This is a genomic window from Mesorhizobium sp. AR02 (assembly GCF_024746835.1).
Classification (GTDB): Bacteria; Pseudomonadota; Alphaproteobacteria; order Rhizobiales; family Rhizobiaceae; genus Mesorhizobium.
The window spans coordinates 4692295-4711736 of record NZ_CP080531.1 but is presented as its reverse complement, the minus strand read 5'-3'; the positions used below and the strand labels follow the sequence as shown (position 1 = coordinate 4711736).

18 protein-coding genes and 1 pseudogene are annotated in these 19442 nt (G+C 61.9%); 8 read left to right on the top strand and 11 right to left on the bottom strand.

What is annotated here, in order from left to right; translation table 11 throughout:
- The first annotated feature begins 231 nt into the window (after nucleotides 1-231).
- From DBIPINDM_RS26960 to carB, 3 genes are all read left to right on the top strand, one after another.
- Nucleotides 232-990, top strand: coding sequence for a metallophosphoesterase family protein (locus DBIPINDM_RS26960; RefSeq protein WP_258582040.1), 759 nt, complete (start codon nucleotides 232-234; stop codon nucleotides 988-990).
- Nucleotides 991-1137: 147 nt separating this feature from the next.
- Nucleotides 1138-2163 (top strand): SH3 domain-containing protein, encoded by a 1026-nt coding sequence (locus DBIPINDM_RS26955; protein ID WP_258582039.1) that lies wholly within the window; start codon nucleotides 1138-1140, stop codon nucleotides 2161-2163.
- A 281-nt stretch (nucleotides 2164-2444) separates the two neighbouring features.
- Nucleotides 2445-5948: a carbamoyl-phosphate synthase large subunit gene (carB, locus tag DBIPINDM_RS26950; RefSeq protein ID WP_258582038.1), complete on the top strand. Its 3504-nt coding sequence runs from the start codon at nucleotides 2445-2447 to the stop codon at nucleotides 5946-5948.
- A gap of 64 nt (nucleotides 5949-6012) precedes the next feature.
- On the opposite strand, the gene DBIPINDM_RS26945 is transcribed toward carB, so the two are convergent.
- Entirely contained in the window at nucleotides 6013-6939 is a 927-nt protein-coding gene (locus tag DBIPINDM_RS26945) for a DUF4238 domain-containing protein (protein ID WP_258582037.1), read from the bottom strand.
- 200 nt (nucleotides 6940-7139) lie between these two features.
- On the opposite strand from DBIPINDM_RS26945, the gene DBIPINDM_RS26940 reads away from it, so the two are divergent.
- Nucleotides 7140-8906, top strand: coding sequence for a hypothetical protein (locus DBIPINDM_RS26940; RefSeq protein ID WP_258582036.1), 1767 nt, complete (start codon nucleotides 7140-7142; stop codon nucleotides 8904-8906).
- 86 nt (nucleotides 8907-8992) lie between these two features.
- Here the strand turns inward: DBIPINDM_RS26940 and DBIPINDM_RS26935 are convergent, their stop codons facing one another.
- The 5 genes and pseudogenes from DBIPINDM_RS26935 to DBIPINDM_RS26915 form a co-directional block, all read right to left on the bottom strand.
- Entirely contained in the window at nucleotides 8993-9385 is a 393-nt protein-coding gene (locus DBIPINDM_RS26935; RefSeq protein WP_258582035.1) for a RidA family protein, read from the bottom strand.
- A gap of 157 nt (nucleotides 9386-9542) precedes the next feature.
- Nucleotides 9543-10700 carry a branched-chain amino acid ABC transporter substrate-binding protein gene (locus tag DBIPINDM_RS26930; RefSeq protein WP_258582034.1) on the bottom strand — a complete coding sequence of 386 codons (1158 nt, stop codon included), beginning with the start codon at nucleotides 10698-10700 and terminating at the stop codon, nucleotides 9543-9545.
- 110 nt (nucleotides 10701-10810) lie between these two features.
- A complete protein-coding gene (locus DBIPINDM_RS26925) occupies nucleotides 10811-11203 on the bottom strand; it encodes a Rid family hydrolase (protein WP_258582033.1) in 393 nt (130 codons plus the stop codon).
- Between the two features lie 241 nt (nucleotides 11204-11444).
- A pseudogene (locus DBIPINDM_RS26920) lies at nucleotides 11445-11907 on the bottom strand (cupin domain-containing protein).
- A gap of 375 nt (nucleotides 11908-12282) precedes the next feature.
- Entirely contained in the window at nucleotides 12283-13026 is a 744-nt protein-coding gene (locus DBIPINDM_RS26915; RefSeq protein ID WP_258582032.1) for a DUF899 family protein, read from the bottom strand.
- Between the two features lie 182 nt (nucleotides 13027-13208).
- Between DBIPINDM_RS26915 and DBIPINDM_RS26910 the strand changes: the two genes are divergently transcribed.
- On the top strand, nucleotides 13209-13544 hold the full coding sequence (locus DBIPINDM_RS26910; protein ID WP_258582031.1) for a hypothetical protein: 336 nt from the start codon (nucleotides 13209-13211) through the stop codon (nucleotides 13542-13544).
- A 42-nt stretch (nucleotides 13545-13586) separates the two neighbouring features.
- On the opposite strand, the gene DBIPINDM_RS26905 is transcribed toward DBIPINDM_RS26910, so the two are convergent.
- Nucleotides 13587-14075 (bottom strand): GNAT family N-acetyltransferase, encoded by a 489-nt coding sequence (locus DBIPINDM_RS26905; protein ID WP_258582030.1) that lies wholly within the window; start codon nucleotides 14073-14075, stop codon nucleotides 13587-13589.
- Nucleotides 14076-14080: 5 nt separating this feature from the next.
- Entirely contained in the window at nucleotides 14081-15022 is a 942-nt protein-coding gene (locus tag DBIPINDM_RS26900; RefSeq protein ID WP_258589353.1) for a lytic transglycosylase domain-containing protein, read from the bottom strand.
- 180 nt (nucleotides 15023-15202) lie between these two features.
- On the opposite strand from DBIPINDM_RS26900, the gene DBIPINDM_RS26895 reads away from it, so the two are divergent.
- A complete protein-coding gene (locus DBIPINDM_RS26895) occupies nucleotides 15203-15772 on the top strand; it encodes a methylated-DNA--[protein]-cysteine S-methyltransferase (RefSeq protein WP_258582029.1) in 570 nt (189 codons plus the stop codon).
- 34 nt (nucleotides 15773-15806) lie between these two features.
- Here the strand turns inward: DBIPINDM_RS26895 and DBIPINDM_RS26890 are convergent, their stop codons facing one another.
- Entirely contained in the window at nucleotides 15807-16112 is a 306-nt protein-coding gene (locus DBIPINDM_RS26890) for a nuclear transport factor 2 family protein (RefSeq protein WP_258589352.1), read from the bottom strand.
- Between the two features lie 376 nt (nucleotides 16113-16488).
- On the bottom strand, nucleotides 16489-17391 hold the full coding sequence (locus DBIPINDM_RS26885; RefSeq protein WP_258582028.1) for an MBL fold metallo-hydrolase: 903 nt from the start codon (nucleotides 17389-17391) through the stop codon (nucleotides 16489-16491).
- A gap of 195 nt (nucleotides 17392-17586) precedes the next feature.
- Between DBIPINDM_RS26885 and DBIPINDM_RS26880 the strand changes: the two genes are divergently transcribed.
- Nucleotides 17587-18477 carry a LysR family transcriptional regulator gene (locus tag DBIPINDM_RS26880; RefSeq protein WP_258589351.1) on the top strand — a complete coding sequence of 297 codons (891 nt, stop codon included), beginning with the start codon at nucleotides 17587-17589 and terminating at the stop codon, nucleotides 18475-18477.
- 75 nt (nucleotides 18478-18552) lie between these two features.
- Here DBIPINDM_RS26880 and DBIPINDM_RS26875 read toward each other — a convergent pair whose 3' ends face one another.
- Nucleotides 18553-18882 (bottom strand): hypothetical protein, encoded by a 330-nt coding sequence (locus DBIPINDM_RS26875; RefSeq protein ID WP_258582027.1) that lies wholly within the window; start codon nucleotides 18880-18882, stop codon nucleotides 18553-18555.
- Between the two features lie 276 nt (nucleotides 18883-19158).
- On the opposite strand from DBIPINDM_RS26875, the gene DBIPINDM_RS26870 reads away from it, so the two are divergent.
- Nucleotides 19159-19371 carry a cold-shock protein gene (locus DBIPINDM_RS26870; protein WP_010910991.1) on the top strand — a complete coding sequence of 71 codons (213 nt, stop codon included), beginning with the start codon at nucleotides 19159-19161 and terminating at the stop codon, nucleotides 19369-19371.
- Nucleotides 19372-19442 lie beyond the last annotated feature (71 nt).

Below are 19442 nucleotides of genomic sequence, written 5' to 3'. Positions count from 1 at the left end.
ACCTTTTCCTCTCCCTCGCGAAGCGGGGGAGAGGTGGCCGCGTAGCGGCCGGAGTGGGGGGCTGCACGATGCTGCGGTCTTCTTCTAAATCCCGAGAGGCAGCGCCAAGGCCCCCTCTCCGTCTCGGCTTCGCCGAGCCACCTCTCCCCCACTTACGTGGGGGCGAGGAACCCAAGTCCTGCCAGGGTCGCTCTTCCGACCAGCCATTCGCCAACCCACGGAGCTCCCCGCATGCGTATTGCCGTCCTCGCCGATATCCACGGCAACCTCCTGGCGCTGGATGCCGTGCTGGAGGACTTGGCGCGTCGTGGCGGTGCCGACCTCACCGTCAATCTCGGCGACAGCGTTTCCGGGCCGCTGTGGCCGCGCGAGACGTTTGAGCGGCTGGAGGCGCTGAACCTGCCGACGGTGCGCGGCAACCACGACCGCCGCGTCGCGGCCGACCCAGCCGATGAGACCATGTGGGCTTCGGACGTCTACGCCCAGGAACGGCTGACGCAGGCACAGCGCGAAGTCCTCTTCGCCCAGCCGCTGACGCTGGAGATCGCGCCCGGCGTCGTCGCCTTCCATGCGCGCCCCGACCACGACGAGAAATATCTTGCCGACGCGGTCGTCGATGGGCAATTGGTGCGCGCGCCGCTGGCGGCGATCCGGCGGCGGCTGAAAGCGCTCGACCCGGCCTGCCGCATTGCGCTGTGCGGCCACAGCCACCGCGCGGAGCTGGTCCGCATCCCCGACGGTCCCGTCGTCTTCAATCCGGGCAGCATCGGCTGCCCTGCCTATGACGATTCCACCCCGCCGGCGCATGTTTCCGAACAGGGCTCGCCGCATGCGCGCTACGGCATCGTCACATTGGGTGGTGAAGGCCGGCCCGATCGCTTCGAGGCCATCGCCGTCGACTACGACCACGAGGCGGCGGCGCGACAGGCCGAACAGGCGGGACGCCCGGAATGGGCCTATGCACTGAGAACTGGATTCATGCCAGGCTGAGCGAAGCTGATGCCTCGAGGCTGAGCACTTCACATTCGGGCTGAAAAAGGCGTGAACATCTCGCTTGTAGACACGGCGGCGCGCGGTCGCTTATAAAACCGGCTTCGCGTGCGGCAGCGTTTTTGGGTTCTGGCGGTGCCTTTGATAATGCAATTGATCGCCGACAGCCAAGTGATGAGGCGCCGAATTACGCTGCGGACAACGCTTTTGGCGCTGATGGCCGCTCCGTCGCTGCTGACGGCGCTTGCAGCCGTTGTCCCGGCCCATGCCGAAGACACGCCCTTCATCTCCATCGTCACCGGGCTCGCTCCGGACGACCTGCTCAATGTCCGCGCCAGACCATCGGCGATCGGCAAGACCGAGGCGCGCCTGGCTGCCGGCGCCAGCGTCAGGAACCTCGGCTGCAACGAGATTGACGGGCACCCCTGGTGCAAGGTTGAGTCTGACAATCCCAAAGCCACCGGCTGGGCCCCGGCGCGCTACCTTGTCCCCGTCAATCCGGCGACGGTTCCCCTCGACCAGGCGGCGGATGCAGGCGCGGCGCCCGATGCGGCGATGTCGCCGCCAGTGTCACCACCGCCCGATTTGACGGCACGGCTCGGCGGCGTGGTCCATCCCGTCACATCAGAAGCCCCGGTTAAGTCAGCCGCCGAGATCGCCATGCAGGATGCCTACGGCCTGGCCCTGGCGGCGAATGAAACCCCGTCGACCGGAGAAATCCCGCAGCCCCCCGTGCAGGATGCGGCCGCAGCACCCGACAGCGATGCCGGCACGGCCGCGGACAGTGGCTCGGCGGCGGGATCCGTTCCCGTTCCCACGCCGCGTCCTGATGGTGCCGCGCCCGCCGTCGACACGCAGACCGTCGCCGAACTGCCGCCGCAGCCGACCGCCCTTGCCTCTGGCGGTACGGTCCAGATTCCCTGCGCCCGCTATGTCGGCCAGCCGATGGAGCTCTGCGCGGCGACCGTCGCGCACAAGGGCGCCGACAAGGCCGACATCACGGTGACCTGGCCCGATGGCGGCAGCCGCGTCATCTCCTTCTATGCCGGCCTGCCGGCCGGCTCGAACGCCAAGAGCGATTTCCGCTTCACCCGCGAGGGCAGCCTGAGCATGATCCGCATCGGCGTCTCCGAACGCTTCGAGATCACCGATACGGTGGCGTTTGGGAACTAGGAGGCAGGGGAGTAAGACAGTACGGCAATAGGGCAATATGTTTTAAGGGCGCTCGAGCCCTCCCCCCTACTGCCCTACTGCCCTACTGCCCTACTGCCCTACTGCCCTACTGCCCTACTGCCCTACTACCCTACTGCCTAATCCCTCATTTTCGGGGTTACATCCGCCAAAACTCTTCCCTATAAGGCCCACCTAGCCTGATACCAGAATCGCGAGCACAACCGGCCGGGTCTTCCCGTCCCGGTTTTTTGTGCAAGCCGCCCGCCGAACGGACCTATGACATGCCAAGACGCACTGACATCAAGTCGATCCTGATCATCGGGGCCGGCCCCATCGTCATCGGTCAGGCCTGTGAGTTCGATTATTCCGGCACCCAGGCCTGCAAGGCGCTGAAGGAAGAGGGTTTCCGGGTTATCCTGGTCAATTCCAACCCGGCCACCATCATGACCGACCCGGAACTGGCCGACGCCACCTATATCGAGCCGATCACGCCCGAAGTCGTCGCCAAGATCATCGCCAAGGAGCGGCCCGACGCGCTGCTGCCGACCATGGGCGGCCAGACCGCGCTCAACACCGCACTGTCGCTGCGCCGGATGGGCGTGCTCGAGCGTTACAATGTCGAGATGATCGGCGCCGATGCACACGCCATCGACAAGGCCGAGGATCGCGCGCTGTTCCGCGAGGCGATGAAGAAGATCGGCCTGGAAACGCCGAAGTCGATGCTGGCCAACGCCACCGACGTCAAGAACACCGACCGCAAGACGCATGAGGCGGAGCGCGCGGCACTCAAGGCCGAGAAGCCGGCCGATCTCGACGCCGCGCTCGACGCGCTGGAAACCCGCTGGAACCTCGGCGAAGGCGACCGCAAGCAGCGCTACATCAGCCATGGCATGGCGATCGCCGCCCAGGCGCTCGACCATGTCGGCCTGCCCGCCATCATCCGCCCGTCCTTCACCATGGGCGGCACCGGCGGCGGCATCGCCTATAACAGGGCCGAATTCTACGACATCGTCCAGTCCGGCCTCGACGCCTCGCCGACCACCGAAGTGCTGATCGAGGAAAGCGTGCTCGGCTGGAAGGAGTATGAGATGGAGGTCGTCCGCGACAAGGCGGACAATTGCATCATCGTCTGCTCGATCGAAAACATCGACCCGATGGGCGTCCACACCGGTGACTCGATCACCGTCGCCCCTGCCCTGACCCTCACCGACAAAGAATACCAGATGATGCGCAACGCCTCGATCGCGGTGCTGCGCGAGATCGGCGTCGAGACCGGCGGTTCCAACGTACAGTTCGCCGTCAACCCGGCCGATGGCCGCCTCGTCGTCATCGAGATGAACCCGCGCGTCTCGCGCTCCTCCGCTTTGGCTTCAAAGGCGACCGGCTTCCCCATCGCCAAGATCGCGGCCAAGCTTGCCGTCGGCTACACGCTGGACGAACTGGAGAATGACATCACCGGCGGCGCCACGCCCGCTTCCTTCGAGCCAAGCATCGATTACGTCGTCACCAAGATCCCGCGCTTTGCTTTCGAGAAATTCCCCGGCGCCGAGCCGGTGCTGACCACAGCCATGAAATCGGTCGGCGAAGTCATGGCCATCGGCCGCACCTTCCAGGAATCGCTGCAGAAGGCGCTGCGTGGCCTCGAAACCGGCCTCACCGGCCTCGACGAGATCGAGATCCCCGGCCTCGGCCACGGCACCGTGGCGGCCAACCATGCCGACGACCGCAACGCCATCCGCGCCGCACTCGGCACGCCGACCCCAGACCGGCTGCGCATGGTGGCGCAGGCGATCCGCATGGGCACCTCGCTGGAAGACGTGCACGCCATGTGCAAGATCGACCCGTGGTTCCTCGAACAGATCGCCGGCATCCTGGCCATGGAAGCCCGCATCCGCGAGCACGGCATTCCGCAGGACGCCGTCAATCTGCGCATGCTGAAGGCTATGGGTTTCTCGGATGCCCGCCTCGCCTCGCTGACCAAGACCGACGCCGAAGTGATCGCGAAAATCCGCGAAAAACTCGACGTTCATCCCGTTTACAAGCGCATCGACACCTGCGCTGCCGAGTTCGCCTCGCCGACCGCCTATATGTACTCGACCTATGAGGTGCCGTTCGCCGGCGCGCTCGCCAACGAGGCGCAGGTCTCGTCGCGGAAAAAAGTCGTCATCCTCGGCGGCGGGCCGAACCGCATCGGCCAGGGCATCGAGTTCGACTATTGCTGCTGCCATGCCGCCTTCGCGCTGCGCGACGCCGGCTATGAAGCGATCATGATCAACTGCAACCCGGAGACGGTCTCGACCGACTACGACACCTCGGACCGGCTCTATTTCGAGCCGCTGACGGCGGAGGACGTGCTGGAGATCCTGCGCGCCGAACAGGCCTCGGGCGAACTGGTCGGCGTCATCGTCCAGTTCGGCGGCCAGACACCGCTGAAGCTGGCCGACGCGCTGGAAAAAGCCGGCATCCCGATCCTCGGCACCTCGCCCGACATGATCGATCTCGCCGAAGACCGCGACCGCTTCCAGAAGCTCTTGCACAAGCTCAACCTCAGCCAGCCGAAGAACGGCATCGCCTATTCGGTCGAGCAGGCCCGCCTCGTCGCCGGCGAGCTCGGCTTCCCGCTGGTGGTGCGCCCCTCCTATGTGCTGGGCGGCCGCGCCATGCAGATCATCCATGACGAGGGCATGCTGCAATCCTATTTGCTCGACACCGTGCCCGGCCTGGTGCCGGAGGACATCAAGCAGAAATACCCCAACGACAAGACCGGCCAGATCAACACGCTGTTGGGCAAGAACCCGCTGCTGTTCGACACCTATCTCTCCGGCGCCATCGAGGTCGACGTCGACTGCCTCTGCGACGGCAAGGCGACCTTCGTCTCCGGCATTCTGGAGCACATCGAGGAGGCCGGCATCCATTCGGGCGACAGCGCCTGCTCGCTGCCGGTGCACTCTCTGCCTTCCGAACTGGTCGACGAGCTGGAGCGCCAGACGGCGGCCCTTGCCCGCGCGCTCAATGTCGGCGGCTTGATGAACGTGCAGTATGCGATCAAGGACGGCACGGTCTATGTGCTGGAGGTCAACCCACGGGCGTCCCGCACCGTGCCCTTCGTCGCCAAGACCATCGGCCGTCCCATTGCGAAAATCGCCGCCCGCATCATGGCCGGCGAGACGCTGGAAGATGCCTTCGCCCATTACGGCGCCATGCCCGACCCCCGCAATCCTGGCCACATCGCGGTCAAGGAAGCCGTCTTCCCCTTCGCCCGCTTCCCCGGCGTCGACATATTGCTCGGCCCGGAAATGCGCTCGACCGGCGAGGTCATGGGCCTCGACCGCGATTTCGCGCTCGCCTTCGCCAAGAGCCAGCTCGGCGCCGGCGTCGACCTGCCACGCTCCGGCACGCTATTCGTCTCGGTGCGCGACGAGGACAAGAAAGGCATCCTGCCGGCGGTGAAGCGCCTGGCCGGCCTCGGCTTCAAGGTGCTGGCCACGTCAGGCACGCAGCGCTTCCTCGCCGAAAACGGCGTGGTGGCAGAAAAGATCAACAAGGTGCTCGAAGGCCGCCCCCACATCGAAGACGCCATCCGCAACCGCCAGGTGCAGATCGTCTTCAACACCACGGACGGCCAGAAGGCGGTGTCGGACTCCAAGTCGCTGCGCCGCGCGACGCTGATGCAGAAGGTGCCGTATTATACGACGCTGTCGGGTGCGGCCGCGGTGGCCGAGGCGATTGCGGCGCTGAAGGCAGGGAGCCTGGAGGTCAGGCCGCTGCAGGAGTATTTTGCCTGAGAATTAGCTTCCTTCTCCCCGTTCAACGGGGAGAAGGTGCCGGCAGGCGGATGAGGGGCAGCGGTTACTCAGGCTCATTTTGAACTGGAATTGGCAATTCGCGTAAAAGTCTTAAGACGTCATCGTAACGCGACCTTTGCAAAACCCTCATCCGTTCGATGAGTGAAGGAACTTGAGCCTCTCCCATACGATTTTGGACGAAACGGATTTGGCTATCGGACCTGCCGTAGACGAACTTGTCGGCGGCACCGACAACAGCAGCGTTTGTGGTGCTAACCAGCTTGTCTTCCCCAATACGCTTAATCTTTTCAATAAGAGCTCGGTCGTTGACCCCAACGAATAGCTTTCGCGGCCCAATTGGCACGATGACGTGTGATTCTGCACTCCCGAGTACGTTAGTATAGATTACCGGTCGATCCGAAGTCAGGAGCTCGTGGATAGCTCTATCCACTGTCAACACTGACCACTCCATCGCTGCCAATCCAGATATCAATCTTTCGTTCGACATCAAATTTTTTGCGTGCCTGATAGTACGAGGCGCAGCTTTCGCTAGGAATTCGTCAGTCATTTGCTCGAAAGTTCGAGCCTCATTTTCGGGTTTTAGTGCCTGAAAGATATTCTCAAAACCCGGAGCGATCGTCGAAGACAGCTCTGTGATGTTTTCGCGCAGCATTCTAATATCCGAGGGCATTCGCGACAAAAGCGTGGCGATAAAACCCGACCAAGCGAGGCGTTGTGCAACCGAGAATTCTCCACCGTTAAGCATGGTCTTAAGCGCATCGGCAGCCTTGCTATCGATTGGGGAGAGAAACTCGCGCTCCATCTCATGCGCGACCTCGTCAGGCAGACCCTGAATGGCGTAAAGCCTCGATATGTAACCAGTGCCCTCTGGGTGAACTCGCTTAGGCTTCACCTGATTGCCGAAAGGCTTACTGAATTCGATCAGCCGACCATCAGTTTGAGCCCAGCGTTTCAAGTAGAAGATCGGCAAGAAATGGTGCTTGATCGGTTGGCCCGCTCGCATTCACGTCAACTCTGGAAATCTATACATCAAAAAAGGATCAACCTGTAACATGTCCTCACGTTGCCGCGACGTCTACGAGCGTTTGAACAGCTGCACTAAATTAAAACGAGGAAGTGACACAGCCAAGATTCAAGTTACGGTGATGCTTTGAGTCTTTGGGTGGGCACATGTCAACGAAACTGGTGCGCCAGAAGGTTGCAGAATTCCTGAAAACAGACGATCCTGGAGTGCTCTGCATCCGAGGAAATTGGGGCACAGGCAAGACCTACACTTGGAACGATGAGCTGGAGAAAGCTGCAAAGGTCAAGGGCGGTATAGGTTTAGAAAAATATGCCTATGTGTCTCTCTTTGGGCTGAACAGCATCGAGGAAGTGCAGCGCCAAATTGCGACCCAGACGATCAAGCGAGAACGGATAGGCCAGCCTTTCGATGCGACCAACCTTACCGCTGCCTACGAAGACGGTGTGACGCTTGTAAAGAAGTTAGCTGGCCGGTTCGGCGGTTTCTTAGGCGATGGCTACTATGGTGCCGCTGCATCGCTAATGACACTGCTTATTCGCAATCGCCTCATTTGCATAGACGACCTTGAACGCAAGGGAGAGCACCTGCGGAGCGGGGACGTTCTTGGGTTAATTTCGCAGTTGACGGAGGAGCGTCATTGCAAAGTAGCCCTTCTGTTGAATGACGAGCGACTGGATGATCGCCCACAGTTCGAAGGATTCCTTGAAAAGGTCGTCGACCTCAACCTGCGCTTCATACCCTCCGCAAGTGAATCTGCTGCGACCGCTCTCGATAACCTGAAAGCTGCTCCAATTCCAACAGATGAAGTTCGCGAGCAAACCATCCTGCTCGGAATCGACAATATCCGCGTCATTCAGAAGATTTACAGCATCGTAAGCGACATAGCTCCGATGCTCAAAGACTATAAGCCTGGCGTGTTGAGGGCGGTGACGAAATCACTGGTGCTATTTGGATGGTGTAACTACCAGCCTGAGATAGCACCGACCCTGAATTTTTTAAAGGCGATTGGGGAGTATTCCTTCGCAACGCAGCCCCCGAACGAAGAGGTTGCCAAGCTGCGGGAAAAATGGGAGCCGAAATTAAGGCAATATGGCTTCACCCATACTGACGATTTCGACCTTGTCCTAATGGACGGTATTATCAATGGGTATTTCGATCCAAACGTGGTGGCCGTTTACGCGACCGAACTCAACAAAATTGAGCAGTCCGCCGAGGCGAACGCCAAGCTGGAAAAGGCATGGGATTCATATCGCAACTCGTTCGATGACAATGGACAGGAATTAGTCGCTGAGCTTATGGAGTGCTTTGAGGCCAACGCGCAGTTTTATTCCCTGGGCACAACATCGCAACTCATCGACTTGTTTGGCAGGATTGGGCACCAGGAAGAGGCGAAAAAGGTTTTTGACCTTTATGAAATCGCGCACGATGGCGATGTGAGCGCTTTTGACGTTGAGCGTCTTTTCCGCTTTGGCATGGAACTGCCTAAGGACATTCTTGCAAGGGTGATGAAAGCTAGAGAGGGCGTGAAGCCTGATCTCTCCAGTGATGCGCTTTTCTTGGGTTTGAAAGAGGCCGGATTCGGTTCGGATATTGCGGCGCAATTGGCAAAACTACCGGTAGAGGAATACGTGCGAGTGCTCACGAGCCATCGCAACGAAGAGCTTAGGAAAATACGCGAAGGCCTCACGGACTATCTCAATGTCTCAAACCCGACCAATATCGCTATTGAAATCATGTCCCGTGCAGCCGATGCGCTCCAAATCATAGCAGCACGAAGCCCACTGGACAGTGCCAGAGCCCACACTTGGCAGTTAATACAATGGCAGAAAAAGTTTGGACGGCTGCCAGATGCAGAGCTCCCTGTTATTCCAAAGGCGACGGAAGCCTCGGAAGAGGCTGCGCCTGCCGCTTGATTGGTCGGACGCCTATGGCGAAGTGCATCCATTGGCGACAAGGGGCACACAGTTCTCCGAGAATATAGGAGGGGGAGTCGCGGTCCTCACGCCACCGCCACGCACTCGATCTCGATATCAAACTCCATCGGCCAGGACGCCACTGGCACAAAACTCCGCGCAGGCGGGTTGACGCTGAAGTACTTCGCATAGACCCGGTTGATGGCGTTGTAGAAGCCGGAATTGACGGCGTAGATGCGCACCATCACCACATTGTCCAGAGAGGTGCCGGCCGCTTCCAGGCAGTGCTTCAGCGCCTTCAGCGACGCCTCGGTCTGTACCTCGATATCGCCCTTGACCAGCTTGCCGGTCGTAAGATCGAGCGGTGGCGTGCCGGAGACGAAGACTAGGCCGGCAGCCTTGGTCACCAGCGACAACGGCAAGCCCAGCGTGCGCACAGCCGCCGACAGCACCGGCACTTCGACGATTTCCTTGGTCATGACAATCTCCCTGTGGTTGCGGCGAGAGAAGGAAAACTCACGCCACCGCCACACACTCGATCTCGATATCGAACTCCATCGGCCAAGACGCCACTGGCACGAAGCTGCACGCCGGCCTTCAGCGACGCCCAAGGCAGCTCCAACTTCGAGGTTGCCTCTATTTCATCGGCTTCAGCGAAAAACCACCGTTCGCCTGCCTCGTCCATACATACATCGCTACATCAGGCTCACGCCGGTCACCTTTGGCATCGAACGTCAGATCGCCTAGGACGGTCGAAATCGGCTTGCCTGACCGTATGGCGGCGGCGACAAGTCTCGGCGCCTGGACACCTGCCATCCCGATACCCCCGGCGATCACCTGGACGGCGGCATAGGACTTCAGCGTATAGGCCTCCGGCTCGAAGCCCTGGGAGCGGAAACGTGCGACGACGTTCGCAGCCGCAGGATTGGACCGGTCCTCGGGTGAAAACGCGATCAGGGTGTTTTCGATGGCCGGCCCGGCCAGGACGGTCAGATCCTTGACCATGGCTCCGTCGCCCGAGATGAACTGCACGTGCAGACCAGCCTCGTCGGTTTGCCGAATGAGAGGCCCCAACTGGCCCGCCAACCCGGCAAAGAAGACAATCTCGATCTTCGCGGCCCTCATTTTGCGGATGAGGTCGGCAAAGTCGGCTTGGTCGTATGGGATTTTGGTGGCCAGCTTTTCAGGGTGCCGCTTTGCGCGCAGTGCCTTCCTGGCTTTGTCCGCCAGACCGTCGCCATAGGGCGTGCCGTCGCTGACAACAGCCAGATTCCGCGCTGGAAAATGACCCGCCATATACTCACCGGCAAACGTCCCCTGAACATCGTCGCGCCCTGCTGTCCGGGCAACGTTCCAAAGTTTGAATTCGGTGAGCGTGGGATTTGTCGATGCCGGGCTGACCATCAGCGTGTTGTTCTTGGCATAGATTTGCGCAGCCGGGATCGACGCCCCTGAATTGTAGTGGCCGACAACGAAACGAATTCTGTCTTTCGCCAATGTCTTGGCCATGGCGATGGCGGCATCGGGGTTGCCCTGATCATCAAGCACGGTGAGCGCCAGCTTGCATCCTCCTATGCCACCCTTGGCATTGATGTCGTCCGTTGCGAGTTGGGCACCACGGCGTATTTCGTCGCCGTAAACCGCCCAATCTCCTGTCATGGGGCCGACCACGGCGACGGGAATATCGGCACATTCCGCAGCAACGGACTGGTGAGTCGCTGACGACATCACGGCCAGCAGTCCAAAGCCCAATATTGTGAAAAGCCGCGACAATGCAGTCCGCAATTCGCTCATCCCCGCCCCATAAAGTATTTAAAAAGTAATCTCCCGGGAAAGAGGCTAGCATGCGCCTTCTGTAAATTGAAAGCGTCCGCTGGAATGGTCAGACCCTTGGCGATGCGCGCTCACGCCACGGCCACACATTCGATCTCGATATCGAACTCCATCGGCCAGGACGCCACCGGCACGAAGCTCCGCGCAGGCGGGTTGACGCTGAAGTACCTCGCATAGACCCGGTTGATGGCGTTGTAGAAGCCGGAATTGACGGCGTAGATGCGCACCATCACCACGTTTTCCAGCGAGGTGCCGGCCGCTTCCAGGCAATGTTTCAGCGCCTTCAGCGATGCCTCGGTCTGCGTTTCGATGTCGCCGCGCACCATCTCGCCGGTTACCATGTCCACCGGCGGCGTCGCCGAGATGAACACGAAGCCATTGGCCTTCACCGCCGTCGAACACGGCAGCCCGAGTGAGCGCACCTTGTCCGACATGACGGGCACTTCGATGACTTCTTTCTTCATGGTGGTCCTCCCTTTGGTTGGCAGGGTTGGCGCCAAGGCCCCCTCACCCAGCCTCCGCTTCGCTCGGCTGACCTCTCCCCGAGGGGAGAGGAGGCTACGAGCGCCGGCGCTTCCCTCTTCTCCCCTCGGGGAGAAGGTGGCCGCGAAGCGGTCGGATGAGGGGGCCTTGGCGCCAACCTGTAATTACCGCGAGCTTATCCCGACGCTGGCAGAACGCCAGCGCGGATGCATGGGCCAGCGCTCACCCCTGCCCCGGATAAGGCGTGCCATCCCTATGCAAAAACCGCCCATCCGAACTCGGGCTCATCATGTCGATGTCGGAGCAGGTGATGACATCGTCCGGATTGCGCGAGCCGACTTCCAGGTAGCGCTGTAACCGACGACCGGTTGATCATGTGATGGCCATTGCCGCTGTTCTTGGCGAAGGTGGCGCAGTCGCCCGCCCTGAGCAGCGTCTCGCCGCCATCCTCGACCAGCGTCAACTCGCCCTCCAGCACATAGACGAGCTCGTCCTCATGGCTGTGCCAGTGGCGCTGGCTCGACCAGCCGCCGGGCGGCAAGGTCATCAGGTTGACGCCGAAATCGGTGAGGCCGCCGGCGTCACCCAAGCGGCGGCGCGTGCGGGCGGCGCAAGGGGCGTCGAAAGGCGCGGGATAGCCGGAGCCTTTGCGGACGGGCACGGCGGATAGGTCGATCTTGGGCATGGGTGCTCCCTCGATTTGATGGTGGCAGTCTAATGCTCGGCGGGCGCAGGCACAGAGCCACCTTGCGGCAGCGGGTTTGCCAGGGGCTGATGCGTCGGAGGTGGCGGAAGCGCCCCCGACTTCGTCATCCTAGGGCGAAGCAGCCGCGAAGCAGCGTCGCGGAGACCCTGGGATCCATGCCGCGACATCAACGAGAGGCACAGCGGCGCAGAATTCTGCACCGTTGCGACGCTCCAGAGTCCCGGCATGGATCCCTTGGGCTGCGGAGCAGCTCCTCGGCTCTGCGCTGCGTCGCTTCGCTCCTTGCTCCGCCCGTGGATGACGAAGCGAGGGGCGGCGCCGGGCGCCCGTAAGGTGCGATTGCCGCACCGCCCTCTAATGGCAACACCCCGCCCCATACTGCAGCTGCTCGCGCCAGTCCGGCCTTCCTTCCGGGGTAAAATCCATCAGGTTCCACAGGATCTCGCAGGTGCCGATGGCGCGCGGGTCCTGGCCGGGATCGGTCGGCGCGAAGCCGAGCTCGGACGACCAGAAATGGCGGATAGCGTCACCATCGCGGTGGAACACCGACAGCAGCGGGATCTGCGCGCCGTCGGTATCCTCGGCATTGTAATCGCGCTTGAAGCTGTTGGCGGCCGACGACACCAGCCGCATGTTGCGCCAACCCCGGTCGCGGCTGAGTGTGAGCAGGTTTTCCAGCCCGGTCTTCGCCATCACCGCAAAATTGAAGCCGGCCGCTTCGAGATGGCCGACAGCGCCATCGAGCTGATCGAGCAGCGCCGTGCAGGACGGGCATGGCTGGTCCGGCCGGGCGAGCGTGGCCGTACCGCCGCTCATCGCCACGTCGCGCGTCTCCTGCGGATGGCGTGGAAACATCATCTGGTAGAGGATGAGCGAATCCTTGCCCGGCGCGAACAGCTCCGACAGTTTTGTCTTCGCCGGCTTGCCGTCGGCATCGAGCGCATCGAAGACATAATCCTGGCGGATCAGCCCACCCGGCGGCAGCGCGCGGCGCGCCTCGGCCACCGCCTCCATGGCGCGGCGCAGCTCGATTTCCTTGTTTAAGAGCTTTTCGCGGGCGGTGCGGTATCTGGCGGATTCGTTAGGAAAGGTGATCATGATCGGCTCCTTGGGTCCGCGCGCCGGCGTCCCGGCGCGGTTGCTCTGCGACCCAAGGACGTTTGGCTGAGATCGACCCCGACATTTTTTGCGGATGGCGCGCAGCGATTGGTTGCGGGGGGAACCTCCGCGGCTTCCCAGCATTCTCAGCGCAGGGTAAAGCGAGCCATGGGGGGACAGGAATGCGCGACGACGAGATCGACCTGCGCTGCCCGCAAGGGGTGGCCGACAATGCCGCCAAGGGCTTGAGGCTGCGCAGAGAGTTCGGCCGTGGCGGCACCGAGATCGGCGTGGCGCGGGCAACGGAACTGAAGAACCGCGAGAAGCTCGCACCGTCGACCATCCGCCGCATGGTCAGCTACTTCGCCCGCCACGAGGTCGACAAGCGCGGGAAAAACTACGGCAATGAGGACAACCCCTCGGCCGGCTATATCGCCTGGCTGTTGTGGGGCGGCGACGAAGGCCGCGCCTGGGCGCTGGAGCTCAAGCAGAAGATCGGCAACGCGCCGGATATCTAACGCCAACCGGCCCTTCACTATGGCTTCGGGTGTTCAAGTCCTTCACCCGAGCCAGTCCACCTCGAACATGCCGAGCCGGTCATAGAGCCGCACGGCGGCGGCGCTCTCCACCGTGTTGGTCTTCAGGTCGACATGAGCAGCGCCGCGATCGCGGAAGGTGGCGAAGGCGTGCCACATCAACGCCTCGCCAATGCCCCTGCCGCGCGCCTCCGCATGAACGACAAGATCCTTGACGAAGGCCGAAGTCCAGCAAAGTGCCGCCGCCGCCAGCCGGCCCTTGGCGTCAATCACCAGGAAGCACAGCATCGGGTCGAATTCGGGGTCGTCCGCAACATGCGGCCACCATTTTTCAAACGGGCCTTCGGCTCCATCGTCGTATACCTCGCTCAGCAACGCATGCAGCGCCGACGCATCGCCGGGCGCGAGAGATCGCATGACGAAGCCATCCGGCCAGTGCGGTGCAACCAGCGTATCGTCGAGGATCTTGCGCAGCCGGATGTCGTTCAGGGCCGGCGGGCGCGGTTCGGGCATCGCGCTCAGGCGTCGGGCTGCAGGCGGTGCCGCTTACGGTCGACACCGAGGCCGGTCGCCTCGAGCAAGCCCTTGCGCTTGGCGTCGAAATAATAGCCGGTCTGGTAGAGCCAGTCGGCCTTTTTGGCGTTGCCGTCGGCCACCAGCCAGGCGCCACGCAGATATTTGACCGCGTATTTGAGGTTGGTCTCGGCGTCGAACAGGCCCTTGGCCGGCCCGTCATAACCCATGCCGCGCGCGGTCGCGTGCTTGATCTGCATCAGCCCCCAATGGCCATTGTTGTAGGCCTTGGGATTGAAGGTACTTTCGCGGTTGACGACATGGCGCACCAGATCGACCGGCACCTGGTAGAGGGCGGCGTATTTGACAATCAGCCGGTCGACGTCACCGCGCACGCCTGTGTGCTCTTCCGGAGCGGCAGGGCTGAGCGGCGCGGACGGGAACTGCACCAGGGCAGCCGGGTTCTGCGGCACGACATAGGCCACCTGCTGCACGCCAGGCAGTTTCTGGCCGCTACCGGCGACTGCCGGGACGATGAGCCCTGCGGTGGTGTATGTCTGCGCCGTCTTGACGGGCTGACCTGCCTTGGCCGGCGGCGGTGCCTGCCAGGCATTGGCGGTCATCACAGCGGGTATGGCCGGGGCCGCCGGCGTCGAGCCGGCAAAGGCCGCGGTCGCGGCAGCCGGCTGGGCGGCGGGATCAAGCGCTGGCGCGGTGGTCGGGCCAGGTGTCAACTCAGCCGTCTGGACGGGGGCAATGCCCGAGGATTGCGGCAGCACCGAAACCGTCTCCGGCAGCGGTATGGTGAAGCCGGCATCGCTGCCGGCAACGGTCGCGGTTTCGGTCAGGGACGGCGCGGCTTTCATCTGCGAGGTCGAGGTACAGCCGCTGATGCCGGCCGCCGCCATGATCACGCCGATCGCGATAAGGGTATGTTTTGCTGGCAAGCCGCGCACGGGTCCGGTTCGTCGGGTGTTAAGAAATCCCTTACACCAGCGATTCAGGGCGGGCAATCGGGGCCATCAGGCGGTTTTCGGGTGGCGGGACTCAGGCCGAACTGCCATATTGTTCCTGATATGTACCGGATGGAATCCCGGATTTCGCCGCTTTGCGGAAAGGAGCGCATCATGGAAACGACATCTTCGATCACAGCCGGCCACGCAGTGTTAGAAACAGTGATCGGTTTCATGGGCATCGCCTGGAGCGAAAAGGGCCTGATCCGGCTCTGCCTGCCCGAACGCAGCCGCGAAGCGATCGAGCGGCGGCTGATGCGCCATGCCGGCGTTTCCGAGTCCACGGCGCAGCCGCCATGGGTGGTCGACCTCATCGCTTCGATCAAGGCTTATGCCGCCGGCGAGGACGTCGACTTCACCGGCGTACCGGTCGATCTCGACGGTGTCGATGATTTCCGCCTCGCCATCTACGACGCGGCACGCAAACTCGGCTATGGCGAAACCACCACCTATGGCGAACTGGCCAAGCGCGCCGGCCAACCCGGCCTGCCGCGCGAAACCGGCGCTGCCCTTGGCGCCAATCCGGTGCCGCTGGTCATCCCGTGCCACCGCATCCTCGCCGCCGGCGGCAAGATCGGCGGCTTCTCGGCACCCGGCGGCTCCGTCACCAAGGAAAAGATGCTGGCCATGGAAGGCGTGCGCGTCGGCCCACCGCCGCCGGCGCAGGTGTCCTTCGGATTCTGAACCGCCGGCGCCGACGCTGCCATAGGGGCCTGGATCAGTACATTGGTCGCTTGTTGGCCGGGTTGGCTGGCACTGGCTGCATCACGTCCCAATGCTCGGCGATCTTACCATTTTCAACGCGGAAAACATCCACGATGACGGTCTCCGGCATGTTGCCTGCCTTCGGTTGAACGACCTGGGTCATGACGAGGTCGCCTTCGGCGATTACCCGCTTGAAGTCGACCTTTTGTTTTGGCCAATTGGCAACACCCATGCTTTCGAGAAGCTTTTTGACCGAGTCTCGGCCATCCGTCATCGTCGGGTTATGCTGAATGTACGCCTCGGCCCAATAACGGTCCAGCGCCGTGAGGTCATGGTCGCCGAACAGAGCCTGATAGGCCTCAGGACAAGCGCCTTGTTTTCTTTGGTTAGTTGATGTTGTCGAACCGCCTCCTTGACCGGCTTGGCGTTTCCAGCATATGCGGCGGCGGTGAGTGCCGCGACGGCAAAAATGGCCGCCGCGAAAGACTTAAGGTGCAACATATTTTGCTCCTCGGGCTGTGTGGATTTCAGATCAGGGCGCGCGCGACCTCGATTCCGACATAGGTGCCGGCGTAGGGGAATCCTTCCGCCTCGGTCCATTCGACGTCTGGGGAAGAACGGCCAGAAGATTACGGCCGTTCTTCTCGGAGGTTCCCTCGTAGGTCCTGCGGATCAAGTCGAGATTCGTCGCCATGTCAGCCCCACTTCATCTCGCCCTTGGCGACCTTGGATCCGATATCGAGGGCGACGCCCATACCGAGGCCGGGGAAGCGGGCCTCCATGGCGGCCTTTAGCGCGGCACTGTCGGCCGCCTTGCTCAGTTCTTCCTCGAAGGTGAGAAGATAGGACTTGGTGAATTCCACCGCCGAAGGACCGGTTGCGGCATCGGGGGCCATATGGCCAGGCACCACCACGGCGGGCTTGCGGGCGGCAATCGCCTCCAGCGTCTTGACCCAGGCGGCGCGGCTTTCCCTCGTCTGCGTGTCTGCGGTCCAGACATGAACACCAGCGAAGATCATCACACCACCGAAAACGGCATTGAGCGACGGCACGAACAGGTATCGGCGGTTGTCGAGTCCTTCTTCCGCATTGACGATCTCGATCGTCTCGCCGTCGACACTAAGCGTTGGGCCGTCGAATGCTTCGGGCACAACGATGTCGGACAGCGCCTGCGGGCCGTTTTCCTTCAATTGCGGGCCCCAGACCGCGAGCTTTTTCTCCACACTGCCTTTGATGGCTTCGAGCGTGGCGGAGGCAGCAATCACTTTTGCCTCCGGGAAGGCTTCCCGCACCGGCTTCAGGCTGAAGTAGTAATCGGGATCGGACTGGCTGACATAGATGGTGGTCAGCTTCTTGCCGGTGGCCTTGATGGCCTCGGCGAGCGCCTTGCCGTCCGGATAGGTGAAGCCGCCATCTATCAGCAGGGCCTCGCTTGGCCCGGACACCAGCACAGGCGCGCGGAAGAAGCCGTTCGGACCCGCCGGGAAATGTTTCCAGCCAAGCGTGGTGCCGGCGGCTTGGCCGCGCTCGGCGGGGGCGAATACGGCGGTTGCGCCGAGGGCCAATGAGGTCTTCATGATCTGTCTCCTCGTGAACATGGAATAGCTCCTTTGACTGAAATGGGGGTCAGGCCGCGTGGCGCGGCCAGCTGCCCGAGAGGGAAGAGCGCAAGCCACGGTTGCGCCCCCGATGGAGAGAACAGCGCGAAAGGTAAGTCCCCTGGATTAATTGATAAATATCCTATAATAATACAGACTGTATGCTGTAAACTTACAATCAAACGACGGCGTCCCGTGGAATCAATCAACCTCAACCGCCTCGCCTATTTTGCTACGGTCATCGACGCAGGCTCGTTTACCCGGGCAGCCGAGCGACTTGGCATCACGAAAGCCGTCGTCAGCCAACAGGTCGCCCGCCTTGAAGCCGAACTGCAGACCACGCTTCTCGTGCGCACGACGCGGAGGCTCGAGCCGACCGAAGCAGGCCGTCTTTTGCATGCACGTTGCGTTCTGATCCTGCGGGACGTTGAAGAGGCCGTCGCCGAGGTTGGCGAGGGCAACACCGAAGTGGCCGGCGTGCTGCGCGTTTCTGCGTCCAATGACTATGGCGCGATCGTGCTGGCCCCAATCGCCGCCCGCTTTCGGCAGAAATTTCCGGCCTGCGGCGTCGAACTGTTCATTTCCGATGCTATAATTGACTTGATCGGCAACAAGATAGATCTGTCCATCCGGGTCGGCTGGCTGGAAGACTCCAGCCAGCAGGCGCGACGCATCGGCACCTTCCGGCAAATCCTGGTCGCATCGCGGGATTTCGCCGCCGGGGTCAAGGTAGACGAACCGGAAGACCTTTCTTCCTTGCCGCTCATTGCCAATTCCGTCCTTCGCAAGCCGTTCACCTGGAGCTTCAGCCGAGGCGATTTCGAGCGGCGCACCATCACCATGCGCGAGACGTTCTCCATCAACTCGACCCCGGCCGTCCTGGAAGCGACGCTCGCCGGCGGCGGTCTCGCAGTTCTGCCGGACTATCTGGTCATCGATTATCTATCGCAGGGCCGCCTCGTTCATATGCTCCCGAACTGGACGCTGCCCTCCGGCGGCATTCACGTCGTCTATCCGGCGGCGCGCTTTCGCCCGCAAAAAGTGACGCGGTTCGTGTCCATGCTCATGGAACACATCCAAGATTGAAAGCAATTTTTCCCGACAGGCGCAGTTGTTCGACTGAGCGAAGGCTTCCGGCTCCGGTTGATGAGCCCTGCTCTGCTAGTTGTTGTGGAAGAACCGCCGGCGGAAATGCCGGTCGTTGTCCGGCCGCTTGCAGTTGTAGACCGGGCAGGATTTGGTGTCGGCGCTCGGCACATAGGCGCGCGCCCTCACCTCGCCCATGGTGCAGAATTGCTGGCTCTGCACATAGCGGTCATAGAGCGGCAGCCCCGGCACGCGCGTCGACTGGTAGCGCAGGATGACCGCGCCCTGGCGCGCGATCGTCGACTGAACCTTGCCGCAGCTCATATGCGTCGGGTCGTAGCGCGAGATCGCCTGCGCCTCGGCGGCCACCAGCGTCAGGCAGGCGGCAAGCACTGTGGTTTTCATGGTCTCCTCCCCTGATCCGCCGCCCCAGGGACAGCGATCTGCCGCAACGGTTTCACCAGATTGGGGCGGCCGTTGGGCGGTCTCCCCGTCACGGCTTTCTCACGCAGTCTTGTTTTTGCTGCGAAACCAGCCTATATCAGCCCCATTGATATTTCGGCCGATCGATCCGGGCCTCGCGATCTTCGCGTTTGCTGACGTCTATCTCCAAAATCTCGATGCACACCGGCTGGACATTGGTCTGGTCAAACTAAAGCAAATGTTGAAGGACTATCTAAAATGGCAACTGGAACGGTCAAGTGGTTCAACGCCACCAAGGGCTTCGGCTTCATCCAGCCTGACGCGGGCGGCGCGGACGTTTTCGTTCACATCTCCGCAGTCGAGCGCGCTGGACTGTCGACCCTGGTCGAAGGCCAGAAGATCAACTTCGAGATCGAGCAGGACCGCCGCACTGGCAAGTCGTCCGCTGGATCTCTGAGCAAGGCAGCCTGATTTTGCGAATGGCGCGCGCCGGGTGAGAGCCCGGGGCGCGCGGCAAGTCACGGATGTACTGACGGTCGCGC